At 42.1% G+C, this 16,096-nt stretch carries 18 protein-coding genes; 2 read left to right on the top strand and 16 right to left on the bottom strand.

Going from position 1 to position 16,096, the window contains the following annotated elements; genetic code table 11:
- Nucleotides 1-285: 285 nt before the first annotated feature.
- Complete coding sequence (locus AB4623_RS02705; RefSeq protein WP_372145708.1) at nt 286-1,290, bottom strand: metal-dependent hydrolase; 1,005 nt, start codon at nt 1,288-1,290, stop codon at nt 286-288.
- Nucleotides 1,291-1,516: 226 nt separating this feature from the next.
- Nucleotides 1,517-2,326, bottom strand: coding sequence for a sulfite exporter TauE/SafE family protein (locus AB4623_RS02700; protein WP_372145706.1), 810 nt, complete (start codon nt 2,324-2,326; stop codon nt 1,517-1,519).
- A gap of 343 nt (nt 2,327-2,669) precedes the next feature.
- On the opposite strand from AB4623_RS02700, the gene AB4623_RS02695 reads away from it, so the two are divergent.
- Entirely contained in the window at nt 2,670-3,647 is a 978-nt protein-coding gene (locus tag AB4623_RS02695) for a DUF1852 domain-containing protein (RefSeq protein WP_372145705.1), read from the top strand.
- Nucleotides 3,648-3,692: 45 nt separating this feature from the next.
- Entirely contained in the window at nt 3,693-4,721 is a 1,029-nt protein-coding gene (locus AB4623_RS02690; RefSeq protein ID WP_004733563.1) for a methionine synthase, read from the top strand.
- A gap of 96 nt (nt 4,722-4,817) precedes the next feature.
- Here AB4623_RS02690 and AB4623_RS02685 read toward each other — a convergent pair whose 3' ends face one another.
- From AB4623_RS02685 to AB4623_RS02620, 14 genes are all read right to left on the bottom strand, one after another.
- On the bottom strand, nt 4,818-5,300 hold the full coding sequence (locus AB4623_RS02685) for a tetratricopeptide repeat protein (protein WP_372145703.1): 483 nt from the start codon (nt 5,298-5,300) through the stop codon (nt 4,818-4,820).
- A gap of 27 nt (nt 5,301-5,327) precedes the next feature.
- On the bottom strand, nt 5,328-5,879 hold the full coding sequence (gene cyaB, locus AB4623_RS02680; RefSeq protein ID WP_372145701.1) for a class IV adenylate cyclase: 552 nt from the start codon (nt 5,877-5,879) through the stop codon (nt 5,328-5,330).
- Between the two features lie 89 nt (nt 5,880-5,968).
- A complete protein-coding gene (locus AB4623_RS02675) occupies nt 5,969-6,361 on the bottom strand; it encodes a hypothetical protein (RefSeq protein WP_372145699.1) in 393 nt (130 codons plus the stop codon).
- A complete protein-coding gene (locus AB4623_RS02670) occupies nt 6,354-6,803 on the bottom strand; it encodes a GNAT family N-acetyltransferase (protein ID WP_372145697.1) in 450 nt (149 codons plus the stop codon). The genes AB4623_RS02675 and AB4623_RS02670 overlap by 8 nt, the downstream gene beginning before the upstream one ends.
- Before the next feature lie 69 nt (nt 6,804-6,872).
- A complete protein-coding gene (locus AB4623_RS02665) occupies nt 6,873-7,373 on the bottom strand; it encodes a hypothetical protein (protein WP_102332143.1) in 501 nt (166 codons plus the stop codon).
- Between the two features lie 61 nt (nt 7,374-7,434).
- Nucleotides 7,435-7,875, bottom strand: coding sequence for a hypothetical protein (locus AB4623_RS02660; RefSeq protein WP_054542169.1), 441 nt, complete (start codon nt 7,873-7,875; stop codon nt 7,435-7,437).
- Nucleotides 7,876-8,249: 374 nt separating this feature from the next.
- The gene (locus tag AB4623_RS02655) at nt 8,250-9,110 is read right to left on the bottom strand and encodes an MBL fold metallo-hydrolase (protein WP_372145694.1); all 861 of its coding nucleotides are present in this window, start codon (nt 9,108-9,110) and stop codon (nt 8,250-8,252) included.
- Nucleotides 9,111-9,537: 427 nt separating this feature from the next.
- Nucleotides 9,538-10,011, bottom strand: coding sequence for a response regulator (locus tag AB4623_RS02650; RefSeq protein ID WP_012603765.1), 474 nt, complete (start codon nt 10,009-10,011; stop codon nt 9,538-9,540).
- Nucleotides 9,998-11,353, bottom strand: a complete 1,356-nt coding sequence (locus AB4623_RS02645; protein WP_372145692.1) for an ATP-binding protein — start codon at nt 11,351-11,353, stop codon at nt 9,998-10,000. Before AB4623_RS02645 ends, AB4623_RS02650 begins: the two co-directional genes overlap by 14 nt.
- Nucleotides 11,354-11,359: 6 nt before the next feature.
- Nucleotides 11,360-12,778: a DASS family sodium-coupled anion symporter gene (locus AB4623_RS02640; protein WP_372145690.1), complete on the bottom strand. Its 1,419-nt coding sequence runs from the start codon at nt 12,776-12,778 to the stop codon at nt 11,360-11,362.
- A gap of 381 nt (nt 12,779-13,159) precedes the next feature.
- Entirely contained in the window at nt 13,160-13,609 is a 450-nt protein-coding gene (locus AB4623_RS02635; RefSeq protein WP_372145688.1) for a GNAT family N-acetyltransferase, read from the bottom strand.
- 60 nt (nt 13,610-13,669) lie between these two features.
- Nucleotides 13,670-14,056 (bottom strand): NUDIX hydrolase, encoded by a 387-nt coding sequence (locus AB4623_RS02630; protein ID WP_372145686.1) that lies wholly within the window; start codon nt 14,054-14,056, stop codon nt 13,670-13,672.
- Nucleotides 14,057-14,763: 707 nt separating this feature from the next.
- Complete coding sequence (locus AB4623_RS02625; RefSeq protein WP_372145684.1) at nt 14,764-15,252, bottom strand: HEPN domain-containing protein; 489 nt, start codon at nt 15,250-15,252, stop codon at nt 14,764-14,766.
- Nucleotides 15,253-15,320: 68 nt separating this feature from the next.
- The gene (locus AB4623_RS02620; protein ID WP_372145682.1) at nt 15,321-15,698 is read right to left on the bottom strand and encodes a hypothetical protein; all 378 of its coding nucleotides are present in this window, start codon (nt 15,696-15,698) and stop codon (nt 15,321-15,323) included.
- Nucleotides 15,699-16,096: the final 398 nt, after the last annotated feature.

The raw sequence follows: 16,096 nt of genomic DNA, 5'->3' as shown, positions 1-16,096 counted from the left end.
CTTTTTGACTGGAGTATGGTCTGACTCTATCCTATTGTCCATACTATCTAAATATGCTGACTACCTAGAGTGAAGAAAGAAAATGTGTCGGGCCTTTTCCTAACCATTAGTTTATGTATTGTAAAAATAGATTGCCGATGTAGTTCACTCATCGAAGTGAACACACAATGGGGCATAAATGAGCTATAGCTTCCCCTAAATTAACAATTCAGAGATAACTAAACGTATGGAAAGTCGCTTAACGTAGCATCCAGTATTGACGGTGCAGATCAGTTTAAAACTAGCTCATTTATCGCCAGTAAGCATATCGAAGAAGATCTGTCTCGATTCTGGAGTATTGTCTCTGTGCGTTTCGTATTTTACATGCGTGTTTGCATCAACTGCTTTTGATAGCTTGATGCTCCAAAGTGCTTTCATTTGATTCGGTACAATTGAATATCGGACATCGATAATACGCAGCTCGTCTGTTGGGTCCTGAGCAATATAACCATTTGAAAACCAGCGGAAGCGCTCAATGTCTTTGGCTTGTTGAGAGTCAGGGTCAAGCCAAGGTAAATCCCTGCTAACATTCAGTTTCGTAATCGACTCTCCGGGATATACGTTTACCGATGTGCCAACCCGCACTGCGTCTACATGATATTGAGCCTCTGTTTCGTACACCACTTTCCATACCAAGATATTAGCAAAGCTTGGTTTTGCCTCTAATCGAATCGGTGTGTGTTGTCTTTGATCCGCTAATTGCCACCCAACGGCCTCTACCCTGTCTCGCTGAATCATCCCTAATGTTGGATAGATTAGAGCCCAAGCAAATGCGACACGCGCCAGCCAAGGCGCTCGTTTCAACGTTGTAAACACAAGTAAAATTAAGATGGGAAGCGTATAAACAGGATCGATGATTGATATGGTATTCCAAGCAAAACGCGCGTTGGTGAAAGGCCAAAGTAACTGCGTGCCATAAGTGGTACAAGCGTCTAACAGTGCATGAGTGCCATAACCCAGAGCGCAAAACAGCCAACTTTGTTTGAAAGTAAGCCCACGTCTTTTTGTAATCAGGTGATGCAGAACCAAGGCACAGATCAAACTGCCAATGGGGATAAAGAAGAGTGAATGGGTAAATTGTCGATGAAACTCCAAAGCCAACAAAGGGTCACTTTGAGACTTAATAAGTGCATCTAAATCTGGAGCCAACCAAGAGAGCAGACCTAATACCCCAGCAACAACCAAATGTTGTTTTTTGCTGGCCGATTGTGACAAAGAAGCGCCTAACACGCCCTGCGTTAAAGGATCCATAAATCACTCATTGATAGCATTCCGTTGAATCAAACAAGATACATTTAGCTATAGCAGTGGATTGTTCATAACTAAACGATTTTATCAATATACTCATGTACATAGCTGTATAAGCATAGACCGACAAACAAAAAAAGAGCAGTTATGAAACTGCCCTTTTCTAATTATTGGTGGTTGATCAATTTATTCGTTTTTGTTCTATATATTCACACTGAACGATCTTTAATTAACGCGCCACCATGCTTGCCGCGATAACCACCAGCAGTATTGAGAAGATTTTCTTAATCGTTGGAACCGGTAAATGGTTGGTCGCTTTTGCGCCTAAAGGAGCCGTAAACCAAGACGTGCACACAATACCCAACAGCGCAGGCAGATAAACAAAGCCAGCAAAACCGTCTGATAGAGCAAAGTGGCTGCTACCTGAACTGATGTAACCTATCGAGCCAAACAACGCGATGACAATGCCACAAGCCGACGCGCAACCAATAGCCTTTTTCATATCGACAGAGAAGAACGTTAATAGCGGAACCAGCAATGCACCACCACCAATGCCTATCATGGCAGACAAGCCACCCGTAATGGTTGTAAGCACCGTTAGCACGCCCTTGTTTGGCAGTTTTCGTTCCTTAGGTGCATCATTTTTACTGCTTAAGAACATCTTGATCGCAATAAGAACCACACTCACGGCGAACACAATACGAACGACTTTTTCCGGCAACAGAGCCGCCATAAAGCCACTAACCAGTGCACCTAGAGCAACACCGAGCATGATCCAAGGCGCCAGATCCCAAGGCACGTTTCCATTCTTGTGGTGAGCAAGTGCAGAAGAAGTTGAGGTGAACAGTATCGATGCCAACGAAGTAGCGATGGCCGCAACAACCACTTGATCCGCAGGTAGAGTCTCTAAGTGAAGTAAAATGCTGCTTAGCACCGGAACAATGATCAGCCCTCCGCCAATCCCCAAAAGCCCGGCAAGAAAACCAACACCACTGCCTAATAATGCACAGTATAAAATCAACAACAGCAATTCACTCATTTCATCCATCTCTTAATTAAATTAATCGTCTTAAATAACACACTATTAATGTGGTTATATTTCCATCAAGCTAATTAATATAACTGACACCGGCTTAAATATTCAAACAGAATAGATCATGAATATTCCTCATGTTCAATGTGAAGTAATACCATTGTTAATGGTGAACCTATCAACGTATAAAAACCTTAAGCGATTAACTTTATACGACATTAATTCTGCTAAGCATTAATGTCAGACAGCATAGCCTTCGATTCTTAATCCGGTCACAAGCAAAAAATAAAAGCCGTTTTAATACTAAAGGCCGAGAGAATCAGAAAACAAATTGGGATACCAAATCAGCATGAATAAAGAATTTAATTTTACGATTAAGAGCATTAGCCTCGACGAAAACTACCAGCCTGCAGACAGCACGCGCATCACAACCAACTTTGCTAACCTGGCTAGAGGCGACAGCCGCCAAGCGAACTTGCGCAATGCACTACAAATGATCGATAACAGTTTCAACGCGTTAGCACACTGGGACAATCCTAAGGGCGACCGTTACTCTGTTGAGCTTGAAATCATTTCTGTTGATATGGATATTGAAAGCAACGGCGAAGCATTCCCTTCAATTGAAGTGCTGAAAACCAATATCCTGGACCGAAAAACGAACGAGCGTATTGAAGGCATTATCGGAAATAACTTCTCTTCTTATGTTCGAGATTATGACTTTAGCATACGTCTATTGGATCATAATAAAGGCCAAGATAAATTCAGCATTCCAGAAGATTTTGGTGATTTACACGGCAAGCTATTTAAATATTTCGTTAACTCTGACGCTTACAAAAAGAACTTTAATAAGCCACCTGTTATTTGCTTAAGCGTGTCAGATAATAAAACCTATTACCGCACTGAAAACCAACACCCAGTATTAGGTTTTGAATACCAGCCGAATGAGTCTTCTTTAACTGAGCAATATTTTAAGAAGATGGGCTTACAGGTTCGTTATTTCATGCCGCCAAACAGTGTTGCACCTTTGGCCTTCTATTTCTTTGGTGATCTGCTGAACGATTACTCTAACCTCGAGCTTATCAGCACCATCAGCACAATGGGCACGTTCCAGAAAATCTACCGACCTGAGATTTACAACGCGAACGCGGTTGCAGGCAACTGTTACCAACCAAACTTGAAAAACTTGGATCACTCGCTGACTCAAATCGTGTACGACCGTGAAGAACGAAGCCAGCTAGCGGTTGAACAAGGTAAATTCGCAGAAGAGAATTTCATTAAGCCATACCAATCAATTCTAGAGAACTGGTCGGCAAATTACGCACTTTAATCGTCTATTGCGCTCTCAAACCACCCAAGGATAGGCAGTATTATTATGAAAACACTATTACCGACTTCAACAGCGGGCAGCTTGCCGAAACCGTCTTGGCTTGCACAACCAGAGACGCTTTGGTCGCCATGGAAACTTCAAGGCGCTGAACTCACAGATGGCAAACAAGATGCGCTGCGTGTCTCTCTGCACGAGCAGCAGCAAGCAGGCATTGATATTGTGAGTGACGGTGAGCAAACACGTCAGCACTTTGTAACGACCTTCATTGAACACTTGAATGGCGTTGATTTTGAAAAGCGTGAAACCGTTAAAATCCGCGACCGTTACGATGCAAGTGTCCCTACAGTCGTTGGCCCTGTTTCTCGTCAGAAATCCGTGTTTGTCGAAGATGCTAAATTCTTACGTCAACAAACCGATCAACCGATCAAATGGGCTCTGCCGGGGCCTATGACCATGATTGATACACTTTACGATGCGCATTACCAAAGCCGTGAAAAACTGGCGTGGGAATTTGCGAAGATCCTCAACGAAGAAGCGAAAGAGTTAGAGGCTGCAGGCGTTGATATTATTCAGTTCGATGAACCTGCGTTTAACGTGTTTTTTGATGAAGTGAATGATTGGGGCATCGCGTGCTTAGAAAGAGCCATTGAAGGGCTTAAGTGCGAAACAGCAGTGCATATTTGTTATGGCTACGGGATCAAAGCGAATACGGATTGGAAAAAGACACTAGGCACCGAGTGGCGCCAATACGAAGAAGTATTTCCTAAGCTGCAGCAATCGAATATCGATATTATCTCTTTAGAGTGTCACAACTCTCATGTACCTCTTGAGCTGCTTGAGCTCGTACGAGGCAAGAAAGTAATGGTCGGTGCGATTGATGTTGCAACCGATTCGATTGAAACACCGGAAGAAGTGGCTAGCACTCTACGTGAAACACTTAAGTACGTTGATGCCGACAAGCTCTACCCTTGCACCAACTGCGGCATGGCTCCCCTACCTCGCGAGATAGCCTCAGCGAAGCTTAATGCGCTAAGTGCTGGCGCAGAGATCGTTCGTAAAGAGCTTTCAGCGTAACGCTTTCCTAAAGAACAAAAACTATGCCTTTAAGCCTAAGTATCATATTGATGCTTAGGCTTTTTGTTATGTGAGTTAATGAGCTTTACGCGCTGCTTACCAGGTTTTATCTAAGTCTTGAGCATATAAAGAGATCGCTCGTTGGTACTCTTTGATCGCTTCGCTATTCGTCGTGGAAACTAAAAGCTCAAGTAACAGCGATGTCGCCTCTTTATGGCGACCTAAATTGTACAAACACATTGCGTAGAAAGGTTTCACTTCTATCGAGTCAGGATACTCAGCCATAGTCTGTTCGAAATAGCCTAAAGCCTCTGCATAAAGGCCAAGGCTTCGATAAGTACTCGCCAAACCGAACAGCGCATCAAAACGCTCTACTGAAGAAAGCACGCCAGACAGAGACTGCACATAGTGATCAATCGCCTGTTGCTCTTTGCCTTGGTTGTCGTAAGACCACGCAATCTGTAAATGAGCTTTCGCCGCATAGTTTTCATCAGTGAGTAGCGCTGCCAGTAAGTCACGCGACGCTTGGTACTTCTCTTCCTTTCGCAATTCGATTGCTTGTTTCATAATGGTGTCCATAAGTCTCCCTTACGCTTAAGCGCTGTACTATGCGTTCATTTCCTCGAACATCTGTTTATAAGACTGAGTTTGCAGTTCCGATTCAGTCAACCCGAATTTATTGGCTAACAACTCAAGCTCACTTTTATACACAGACAACTTAGACTCATCGTCCGTCATGATAGCAAATTCGGCAAAATCACCGATACCCGCAAGAGAATCGACCGTGATATGGAACTCTCCAACAAAATAAATACTGCGAGTTTTCTGCGCTTTAAGAATCACTTCGTACCCCAGGTTCTCTAGCATACTCTTCGCATTCGACGCATCAGTGATGTTTGTCGCTTCACATCGATCAGACTCTGGGCCTTTTACGATCCATAGTTTGATGCCCGACGGCTCCATAGTGCGAATACACAAGCTTTTGTTCTGAGCCTGTAAGCTTCTATCAGGGCTATCGAAATACCAATCACATTCCTGATTGTCTTGCAGCATTACTTCATGAGCAATTAGGTTCAAAGTTTTCAAGAACTCAGACGTAGAGCTAAGTCGATACTTCAGCTCAACCTCATATTTACCTTTGAAATGGTCGTTGGTCATAAGATAGCTCAGTGTAAAAAAGGCGATACTAGCACACGAACCAAATCCGAAATACAAACTGACGCACAACACAAACTAAAGCCGTGGAACTATGTTCGACACGCTAATACACGCTGCCATTCATCTTTATTCATTGCGCCTTTAGAAAGGTAAATATTGTGTTTCTGCATTGCACCTTTCGTGTATGAAAGTTTGATGAATGAGCCAATTTCAAACGGAAGAAAGCTGCGCTGTAAAGTCACATCACAAGCAACTCCATTTAAACGTACGTGACCGTTCGTGATTTCAAATGAGCTATCGCGAAGCTTCCACCACAACATTAGAATTTTTATTAGTGGAGGAACACAAATTATCAGCCCTATGGTTAGCAGCGATGAACGATCACCGTCTGATATCCAATAAACAAGACCTAGTGCGATAACAATAAACAGCAACTCTGAAAATAAGTATTTAACAAAATTTAATTGGATACGGTTATCCATGACACCCTCTCAATGATGAGCCTAAAAGCAGCTCCATTTCAACAAGCCCCTTCACTTCAGACAACTTAGTAAAACCTTTTGCTTGATAAAGCTTAATCGCGGGATTCTCACTGAACACGCGCAACACTAACTGAGTCGATGCTTGATTGTTCGCATGTTCAATAGCTAAATCGAGACACTTAGAGCCAAAACCTCGACCTTGATAGTCAGCTAATATCTGCAAATCCCTAAGAAACGTTGTATCACTGGTGTAACTGAAGCGGATAACACCAATACGGCTCTCCCCTACATAAATTTCATAGTTATCCAGTTCATCCCAGCTACGTAAAAACTGACTATGACCCCAAGCGATTCCACGAGCTTGATAGTAACTCGCCATATTCGTTTTGGTGATCGATTCAGCGAACTTAGGATCGGAACCTTTGACCAACCTTACTCCCATATTGTGTCCTTTGTTTTCAAATCACATCTGAATACGGCATAGAAAAGTGCCACATATATTGAATCATTTTTAGGTACATTCTGGTTTCACTTCCTCCCATTGTGTATCCCATTCTTCGCCTAACAAATTAGAAAGTTTTTCACAGTCGTATAGATAGCGAAGACTATCTTTACAGTACGAAGTAAGTATTTCAGTTAGCTGAGCAGACGCTTTCTCGTTGTCTTTGAGTTTTCCGTACATCATCAAACCAGTCCTAAAGGTGTCTTGATCGAGGTCAGATGCTTGCTTCGATAACATCCCAAAGGAAATAGCGTTAATAGACAGGGTTAATGCAATCGCATCGCCTTCATCTCCCTCTAATTCACAAGCACTATAACGAGCTAACAAGTTCGATGTTTTAATTAATGGGGCAAGGTCTTTTGTATTGGCATGTTTATAGGTTTCAAAACCTTGCCGCACCGCAGCTTTATGACTGTCTTTAATGCTCACAACATAGTCGGTCAAAACATGTAAGCTCGCATATGCGCCTAGCCCGAAAGCCACAATGAACACGGCGATTAATCTGATCACTTATCTCTCCTAAAAGAACCTTGTGCTGGTTAATTTTAAACGGTGTCTTGTAGTAACAACCCTACTTGCCATCGACCTTTTCTATAAACCAACTCCCTTGGCACGGGCCATTGGTTAAGTGCCAACGGCCGTCAAATCTATTGCTACTTCCATGTGCTGAAAAACGATAATCCCATCGGCGATGTTTGGCATATAAACGTAAGTCGCCGCTTTCAGTAATCCAGCCCTCTAACGGTGTTCCGTTGTAGGTAAGCCTTAGGGTTGCCTTGCCCTCACGAATGGTTCCGGTAATAGTTGTGCGTTCACACATATTATTGCCAGTGGTGTTAATGCGACGGCCTAGCCACTCACCGTCGAAATCGGTAGAAGGAACAAATTGGGGAATATCAGGAAGTTTAGGAAACAACTCGGAATTACTAGACCCGAACCACTGAAGAGCACGACCAACAAGGGAGAAGACAACAAAGCCGATTGACATCGCTATCACAAATCCCTTTTTCATTATCCTCTTCCTAATCAGATGACCTAAAGAAAAGAACCCTAACATAATGAAAAGTAATAGCTTACTATCAATTTAATTAATTTTGATATATTCCACAAATTGCATTCAAATGTTGAATATAGAGAAAGCGGCATTGAACGAAAATGCCGCGCATTGAGAATCAATTGTGTGCAGTGCCGGAAGCTCTACATAGAAAAACCCTAACCTTCCAAGGCATTGCGCCAATACTGAACGGTTTTCTCCGACACCATGCATGTCTCGCTCGCCGCTGATACTAGAAAGTCACATAAGCGAGCTGCGACCTCTTCATTCCCCAACAAGTATAAACTGCGAATGGCTCGCGTTGGCCGTATCTATACTTAAGCGAGCGTCTACTATGAACTTTTCGATTTATTCCTCTGTTGTGCTTCACTGAGTTTCTCTTTCGCTAAGGCTTCTTGCTGGTCTAAAAAGCTAAAGAAGTTACTTTCGCTAATGAACGGGTTATTCAAACCATCGGCATTTCGTTTCTCACGATTAGCGAATAGATGATTCTTATGAGGATGGTTAGACAGATTCACACTCACAACAGGCGGCTGCAAAGCGATCTCTCGGACTCTGTCCATGCTCTCGAAGAACTGCTTCGCCAGCTTTGGATCTCGTGCATCAATACTATGTCCGCCAACTACAAATGCGCGATGTGATATACCGTTGTCTTTCACCATAAGGTCTATCGAATAATCCCCTTCTGTGTGGCCGGGCGTAAGGTAGAACTTAAACTCGTCCTCACCGACAATAAGACTACTGCTATCTTGCACAAAGAAGTCTACCTTGGGCGGCAAAAAGGTATTCTTACCACTGCTTTTGTTAGCTTGAGCTACGGCTAACTCATAACCCTTTTGTGTCATCACGACCTTTGCATCATATTCAGACTGGAGAAATTGTGCTCCACCAACATGATCAGAATGGCCGTGAGTCACCAAAATATGAGTGATAGCCTTATCTTGTAACCCAAGCTTTTTTAGATTGATGGGTATCCACATCGAATAAGGGAAATCGAGTGTATCAATCAGAACTAATCCCTTTGCAGTCTCTACCGCATAAGACGACACCCATCTATCACCAACGTAATAAACGTTATCGAACATTTGGAACGGTTCAACATAGCCGTTTTTAATCGACATTTCCGGTACGTCTTTAGATGCCATTGCACTGGTCGAAACCAATAACAACAAAGCCAAAACCAATTTTTTCATTTTACTTCCTAGACTGATAACGACGCATAAGTTAGCTGCAACGTCCTAATTAAATTCACAGTTCTAACATACGACACTAGTGCTCTGCGACACATTTTAGCTCTGCTGTATGTTCAGGGAATCGTTCGTGAAGAAAACACAATGCATCCGCTGGCGTTACCTGGAGGCAGGAACGGCACTAATGTGGTGTATAAAGACTATGCATTAACTTCAATTTTGGTTGGCGTAGCGCATGAGTTTTAGACTTAAGCCAGTAACCAGTGTGTTAATAACTGAGTACTAAACCTGAATTACTAAAAGAGATAGGTAAAATATGCACCAAAAGATTACATCTCTCAAAGAAAAAATCCCTCAGAAAGGGTCGTTCGGTGCATATAATTTCAAGCGACTGACATAAGTGACTCATGTAAGTCGCTAACATAAGAGACTAACGTAAGCGTCTCAACACAACCTGCTGGTCGAGCTCATTCTGATAGTCCGTGTAATCAAGCCCTTGATCAAATATGTACTCAGTAACAAGAGTGCGAATGCATTCAACTAACGTGCTTGCTTGCCAAGGCTTTTCAAAGTAACGGTCGATACCTGCTGCATTAATCGCATTGATGGTATCGGTGTGAGTGGCCTGCCCCGTAAGAAGAATTTTCTTTGTATTCGGAAAGCGGCTGTCATGGAACACGTCAGTGAGTAACTCCACACCCGTTTTCCCTGGCATCACATGATCAGACACGATGACGGTAATGTGTTCGCCTTCTGCGTCAAGTTCATCCATGAGATCAAGCACTTCTAGCGCTGATTCACAATCTTCAATATTCAGCCAACTCGCCAGCGGCTCTAAATCTTGTACCACTGCGCTCAGTACTTCTCTCTGGTCATCGACACAGATTAAATTAAGCTTCTCCATGTTCACCCTCTACTGGTAACTTGATTCTAAATACAGTTTTAGAAGCATCACTTTTCACAATGATACTTCCGCCATAACCCGCCACAATCCGCTTAACGATTGATAAACCCAAGCCCAATCCAAACGATAAACCACCTTTTTTAGTGGTGAAGTTGGGCTGAAATACCTTTCTACGAGTCACCTCGTCTATCTCAGGGCCGTTATTCGTGATCGTAACTAATATTCTTTTCTTACTTAATCTGGTTTGAATTTCTATTGCGGCATCGTCTGAATTCGACATTGCATCACAAGCATTCTTTACAATGTTGACCCAAATCTGAACGAGCTCTGTTTTCGAGCCTTTAAAAGTCGGCAAATCTGCAGGGCTCAATCGCACAGAGACTCTACGTAACTCACTTTGTAACAACGATAAGGCATGGTTAATGGAGTCGTTAATATCAACCGCTTCTTCGGTGTCAATATCAACTCTACCAAGTTGTTTAACCGATTTTACGATGCCAACGGTGTGTCTAGATGCCAAACGTAAATCATGTAAATCACAGCCCATCTGCCAAAAGCGAATCGCTTCTTCTGGGTTTTTCAGCCAATGTTTTGAAATAACGTCTGTTGCAGATAAAGCGTCAATTGGAATCGCCTTTGCAAGAGAGCGTGCAATGTTTTTGTCTAAACCATATTTTCTTTCAAATTGTCGCCCACGTGTTCGCGCTTCTGACGACGACGTTTTCTGACCATGCATTAACCCAAAATCAAAAAATTGACTGGCTTCTGGATGCACTTCTTCAAGCAGATCCATGATGACCGTTTCAAGTCGGCCAGATTTACTATTTACTACACCAATAGCGTTGTTAAGCTCATGGGCAATCCCTGCAGCCAATTGACCCAAGGTCGTCATTTGCTCAGCAGTATGTAACTTCTCTAGCGCTTTTTGTTTCGCTATCGCTTCTTGTGTTGCACGGCGTTGACGACGCGACAACTCATTGACGATCACAGGTGTGAACTGTGCGGTAAGAGGACCAAAGTTACGTTCATCTTCTGCCGGCGTGTCTTTATCGATCCACGCTAACTCAACATCGGTTTTAGCAACAACCGTTGAAGATGCTGTCCAATTACCTGAAAAGAAGCTATGAACGCCTATAAAAGCCCCACTACCCGCGCTAAATACTCGCACTTGCGGTGTATTCGCTTCGGAATAAAACCCTTCCAGTTCTCCACTAAACACATAATATAAACGAGTGTTTAACGCTGATTGTTCAATAATGGTGTTACCGGCACGGCACGTCACCCGACGCTCTGTCTGATTAAAATAACGCTCGATAAGTGCTTCTAGCTTTTGTTGATACACGTATCGTTATCCTATGTGACCAATTGAATGTAGCAGCCACACCATAGCAAAGCTCAATAGCACACCAACCACACCCAAAATAATACCGATTCTGGCCATTTGATTACTTTGCACATGACCCGTGGCATGAGCCAACGCATTCGGTGGCGTACTGATTGGCAGCGACATACCTAATGAAGCGGCAAAAGTCACAACCAGAATTAACGTTAACTCACCGCCTAGTGGCGTGAGTGAAGCCATAGACGAACCTAATGCAGCCATAATTGGCATTAACAAGTTAGCCGTTGCGGTATGAGACATAAAGTTTGCCATTACCAAACACAAGAACGCCGCTCCGAACAACACCACATATGGTGAGTAAGCATCAAACGGAATGCTGTGTACCACGAGCCTTGCTAAGCCAGTTTTATCGAGAGCTAAACCAAGCGCAATACCACCTGATACAAGCCACAATACGTCCCAAGAAATCTTTTTCAGGTCTTCTTTATTGATGATCCCTGTGAGTGAGAACACAGCGACAGGAATCAGAGCGACGGTATAAGAGTTCATGCCATGGCTTGAGCCCATTAACCAAAGAATAATGGTTAGCGCAAAAGTGACGTATACCGCAATGGCTTTGGGCGTTTTAAGGAATTTACCTTTGATGCTTAGCTCGATTTTCTTTTGGTCAGCTTTGTACATAAAGCCTATTAAAAACCACGCTAACGCCATCATAATAACGACAAACGGCACACCAAATGCCATCCATTCACCGAACGTAATGAGGTTATCGCCAACTAAATATTTAAGTGCGATAGCGTTCGGTGGAGTACCGATTGGGGTACCAATGCCACCGATGTTAGCGGCAACAGGGATACAAAGCGCAAACGCTATACGACCGGGGTCTTTCGGGCCAAACACAGCCAGTACCGGCGTCAAAATAGATAGCATCATTGCCGTTGTTGCCGTGTTAGACATAAACATCGAAAAGATACCGGTGATCAGCATTAAGCCGAGCATCACAAACTTTGGGTCTTGTCCAAATGGCTTCAATAATACACGGGCTAAGTTTACGTCTAATCGATACTTAGTGGCGGCCATCGCTAAGAAAAAACCGCCCAAAAACAGCATGATGATTGGGCTGGCGAATGTCGCCATGATGTCGCTGTATTTTAACAACTCACCAAAATGTTCCTGCCCATGCTCAAACCTTAAAAAGATCAGCCCTTTATCCGACAACATCAACAATTGCAGAACGATAATAACAACAGACGTCGCGTAGATCGGGATGGGCTCGAACACCCAGCACAATGCCGCTAATAAAAAGATCGCGATAACGCGTTGTTGAATAATCGTAAGGCCTTCAAATGGAAACGCTGATAGCGGCATTACGAGGATAATGAAAGGAATTAAAATAGGGATAATGTATTTAATATAGGGGCGCATAGCACAAAACTCTTCCTGAGATAACAACTACTTAGAAATTAGATTTAAAGTTCTAATTTAGATCCGACAACGAATTATCGACCTCTTATCACTATCTCACTATCGGCTAGATCAATGATTACGTAATCGCGATATCTCCTTTTTCGTTTCTGTGCGCTACCTCTACGTTTGTGTGTGATTTACTGTTGAAATTAAATTCAGGAGAGTGGTTTCTACGTTTCTAGTCATGTCCATAAATTGAGGGCCACTTCTGATAAAAGCGCTGAACAAGCTTTTAAAGGATGAAGTAATGGATGCTGGCACTGCTATAAAGTGCCTTTTCCAATAGTTGGTCGCTTGTCATATTTCCTTCGTGAAACTAAGACCTAATAGATTTGGTTGTTATATGACTAGCATCTTTGAGAGGCAAATCGAACGATCTACACCGACATATTTGCCATACGCACTGGATTCTGAGTAAGCGTGGCGACAATAAAAGCTCACCGCTTTTGAATTAACTCTACGTGTCGATAAAATAGCTTTTCGATACCCTTTTTCAATCGCAAAACATTCGAGTTGTTTCAATAAATATGAGCCAGCACCAGCTTTGTTAGAGTACATCCGCTTAAGTTCACAAACTTCACTTTCGTGATATCTAAACACCCCACATGCCACAGCGCTATCATTCAGATACACCACGATACATCCATCTTTTGATGGGTCAAAAGCGTCAGACGCAAATGAGCTTTCACCTGTGTCATTAGTAATCTGGCGAAGTGACGAATTCAGCTCAGTGATTAATAACTGAAAGTCTCTATGATTTGGTTCTACTTTTTTATATTCGAATTCCATACCTGCCACATAATGCCAACTCAATCCGCACAAACATTTATGAACAAACCTACCCTTGAACTACACATATCTACTCAAATATTTCTCTATAAACTCAATATCTGCACGATAAAAATCACCAAGAGGTATCGCTGAGGGTTCTAGCCAATAGAAAGTTTGCTGTCTTTCTGCATCGACCATTTTCGGTTCCTTATTTAGATCCGCACGCAAAACGACGTAATGAATCTCACCACCGAAGTTGTTCAGAGCTTGATGAGTACCGAGAAGTTGTAAATCTTTAAGACCCGTTTCTTCCCACAACTCTCTAATTGCAGCTTCGCTACCCGACTCTCCGGGATCAACTGAACCCCCAGGGAACTCAAAAACCATACCTTGGCGATGTCTAAAACGCTTTTGAATTAAGACTTTCCCTTCTCTTACAACCACGGCCATAGCTATGTTTTTCATGGGAGCTTCCTTGTTACTCTCTATGCACAAAATACTAAGCGTTGGAAAATCTGTCTGGAACACCTTGTTATACAAAATTATTAATCCACGGATCATCAGAACCGGTAGCTAAGTATAAGTCTATCGTTTTATCTACTAAAGTTCTTACAGTGTGAACAAGGTTAATAGAGAACCCTGGTCGAAATCTATTTCGCGATGATTCATAAATATATCGGTCTTCAATAAACGTATTTGCATATCTTTCAACAAATTGCCGTGTACTCGATGCGGGAAACCCATTTTGAGATTCATTTAAATCTAAATAACTGCGTACTTCAACTGGTAGCATGTCTGCTAATTTGGCTAGATTGTGCCCTCGCTTAGAAGTGTATGTTTCATAAACTTCCCCTTCATACTCAGCTATACGAGCGAGATAGCTCTTGAGAAGTATTTCAATCTATAAGGCAGCACTCATCTGAGCTTGCCTACATAAGTTAGTTTGTTTGACTAGTAGTTCAGCTGCTGTGCAATATTTTTCAGCAGTTTCGACCATCCATTCTCTATGTTCTATTTGCACTCATACACCTCGATTTTGCATAACACCCAATTAAGTTACAAGCCAACACAAACCTGAACCCAAAGCAACACACCGATTACACCCAAACTGTTTGGAACTGAAAATGCTACGCATTGCCTGTTAGCTTGAATTGCTTGCTAGCATTCGGTTTCTACTGAACATGTTTCCCTTTTAGTTGCGAAAATTCAAATATTGGTAAGTATTCAGCCTGCAAGTATGCGTTGTACAAACTAATTGCAAAGTTTGGTATGAAATTGGAGAAATCAAAATAAGCTTGCTCCTTTGAAGTTTCATCGTGCCAATACCTAATTTCTACAAACGAATTAGACCACCGACGAATTTCCGTTTCGAAAACTTCTTTTCGAATATCACCAACCAGGTCAACATACATGCGCCAGACCCAATCTTTCCGATCTTCAGGAAGACGTTTATATAAAAACCAAAGACCATGTTTCTTGCCTGGATCGACGCCTTGTTCAGCTAATACACCTTTAAGAAACAACTCTGAAGCGAAAGAAAAACAGACCATTGCAGGGGCGACTAATCTATTATTTTCTGAACTTTTTGATGCAGCTAAACCAGCAAGTACAAACTCTTCCGCAGTATGTGTAGCACCGCCATGCATTTTTTCTATCGACATTTAGATATAACCTTTCCATGAGAATACCAAGCGTTGGCAGTTTGTTTAAATTGCTTGTATATGCGTAGTTATTCGACTGACATGTTCATTTTATGTTTAGTATTCGTTTCTGAAAAATTTACTACCACACCATTTTCAATCAATATATCAAGCATATGACTTGAAATATCTGAAGTGGTTTTTCCTGTAAAAGCTTGCGCTGAAGCACTTCCGCCGGTGTATGTATATATCCATTTCTCACCAGTTTCACTTATAACTGTTTTGACGTTTGGTGCACCAAAAATTCTCATTAGATCATCCTTAGTCGTCAACTTTTTCTCGATTTTAGCAACTTGTTCCTTTGTAAATTGTGTTCCATAGTCTACATTAGATTTATATACACAAGCTGACAGCATCGAAGTCGAAACTAGTAAAAAAATCACTCTAAAGTTTAATACTATTCTCACGTCTTCACCTATTTAATATCTTTAATTTTTCCGAAAGTACATAATACCCAATTAAGGTGTGAACAACGCCACCGCCTGCTCTAAACCATTGTGCTGTAAACACTAAAGCTGATTCAAACTAAAAATGCCAAACGTTGAGAATCACTCTTAAACGCTTTATCAGGTTTGTCTCACGGTAACGTATTTTCAATAAAATCAAGAAATTCACGACCAAAATTATTGAGCTTTGATTCGTAGACATGCTTTTTATTGGGAATATCTTCAATTGGAATTTTTAACCCTATTGTCCCCGCATCAGTATTAGTAATTACACCAGACCTAATTACTTTGGTCTCAGGGTTAAAGAGCAATTTAAACTCAAAAAATAGGTTATTGCGCTCTCATAGACAGAACCTTAA

The organism is Vibrio sp. 10N.222.52.C12 (genome assembly GCF_041474215.1).
GTDB classification, from domain to species: Bacteria; Pseudomonadota; Gammaproteobacteria; order Enterobacterales; family Vibrionaceae; genus Vibrio; species Vibrio crassostreae_C.
The sequence above is the reverse complement of the archived record's forward strand: the minus strand, read 5'-3'. Positions and strand labels throughout refer to the sequence as shown.

Excerpts from the sequence above, each read along its gene's own strand:
- AB4623_RS02705 (WP_372145708.1), bottom strand. The coding sequence starts at position 1,290 with ATGGATCCTTTAACGCAGGGCGTGTTAGGCGCTTCTTTGTCACAATCG.
- AB4623_RS02700 (WP_372145706.1), bottom strand. The coding sequence starts at position 2,326 with ATGAGTGAATTGCTGTTGTTGATTTTATACTGTGCATTATTAGGCAGT.
- AB4623_RS02695 (WP_372145705.1), top strand. The coding sequence starts at position 2,670 with ATGAATAAAGAATTTAATTTTACGATTAAGAGCATTAGCCTCGACGAA.
- AB4623_RS02690 (WP_004733563.1), top strand. The coding sequence starts at position 3,693 with ATGAAAACACTATTACCGACTTCAACAGCGGGCAGCTTGCCGAAACCG.
- AB4623_RS02685 (WP_372145703.1), bottom strand. The coding sequence starts at position 5,300 with ATGGACACCATTATGAAACAAGCAATCGAATTGCGAAAGGAAGAGAAG.
- cyaB (WP_372145701.1), bottom strand. The coding sequence starts at position 5,879 with ATGACCAACGACCATTTCAAAGGTAAATATGAGGTTGAGCTGAAGTAT.
- AB4623_RS02675 (WP_372145699.1), bottom strand. The coding sequence starts at position 6,361 with ATGGATAACCGTATCCAATTAAATTTTGTTAAATACTTATTTTCAGAG.
- AB4623_RS02670 (WP_372145697.1), bottom strand. The coding sequence starts at position 6,803 with ATGGGAGTAAGGTTGGTCAAAGGTTCCGATCCTAAGTTCGCTGAATCG.
- AB4623_RS02660 (WP_054542169.1), bottom strand. The coding sequence starts at position 7,875 with ATGAAAAAGGGATTTGTGATAGCGATGTCAATCGGCTTTGTTGTCTTC.
- AB4623_RS02655 (WP_372145694.1), bottom strand. The coding sequence starts at position 9,110 with ATGAAAAAATTGGTTTTGGCTTTGTTGTTATTGGTTTCGACCAGTGCA.
- AB4623_RS02650 (WP_012603765.1), bottom strand. The coding sequence starts at position 10,011 with ATGGAGAAGCTTAATTTAATCTGTGTCGATGACCAGAGAGAAGTACTG.
- AB4623_RS02640 (WP_372145690.1), bottom strand. The coding sequence starts at position 12,778 with ATGCGCCCCTATATTAAATACATTATCCCTATTTTAATTCCTTTCATT.
- AB4623_RS02635 (WP_372145688.1), bottom strand. The coding sequence starts at position 13,609 with ATGGAATTCGAATATAAAAAAGTAGAACCAAATCATAGAGACTTTCAG.
- AB4623_RS02630 (WP_372145686.1), bottom strand. The coding sequence starts at position 14,056 with ATGAAAAACATAGCTATGGCCGTGGTTGTAAGAGAAGGGAAAGTCTTA.
- AB4623_RS02625 (WP_372145684.1), bottom strand. The coding sequence starts at position 15,252 with ATGTCGATAGAAAAAATGCATGGCGGTGCTACACATACTGCGGAAGAG.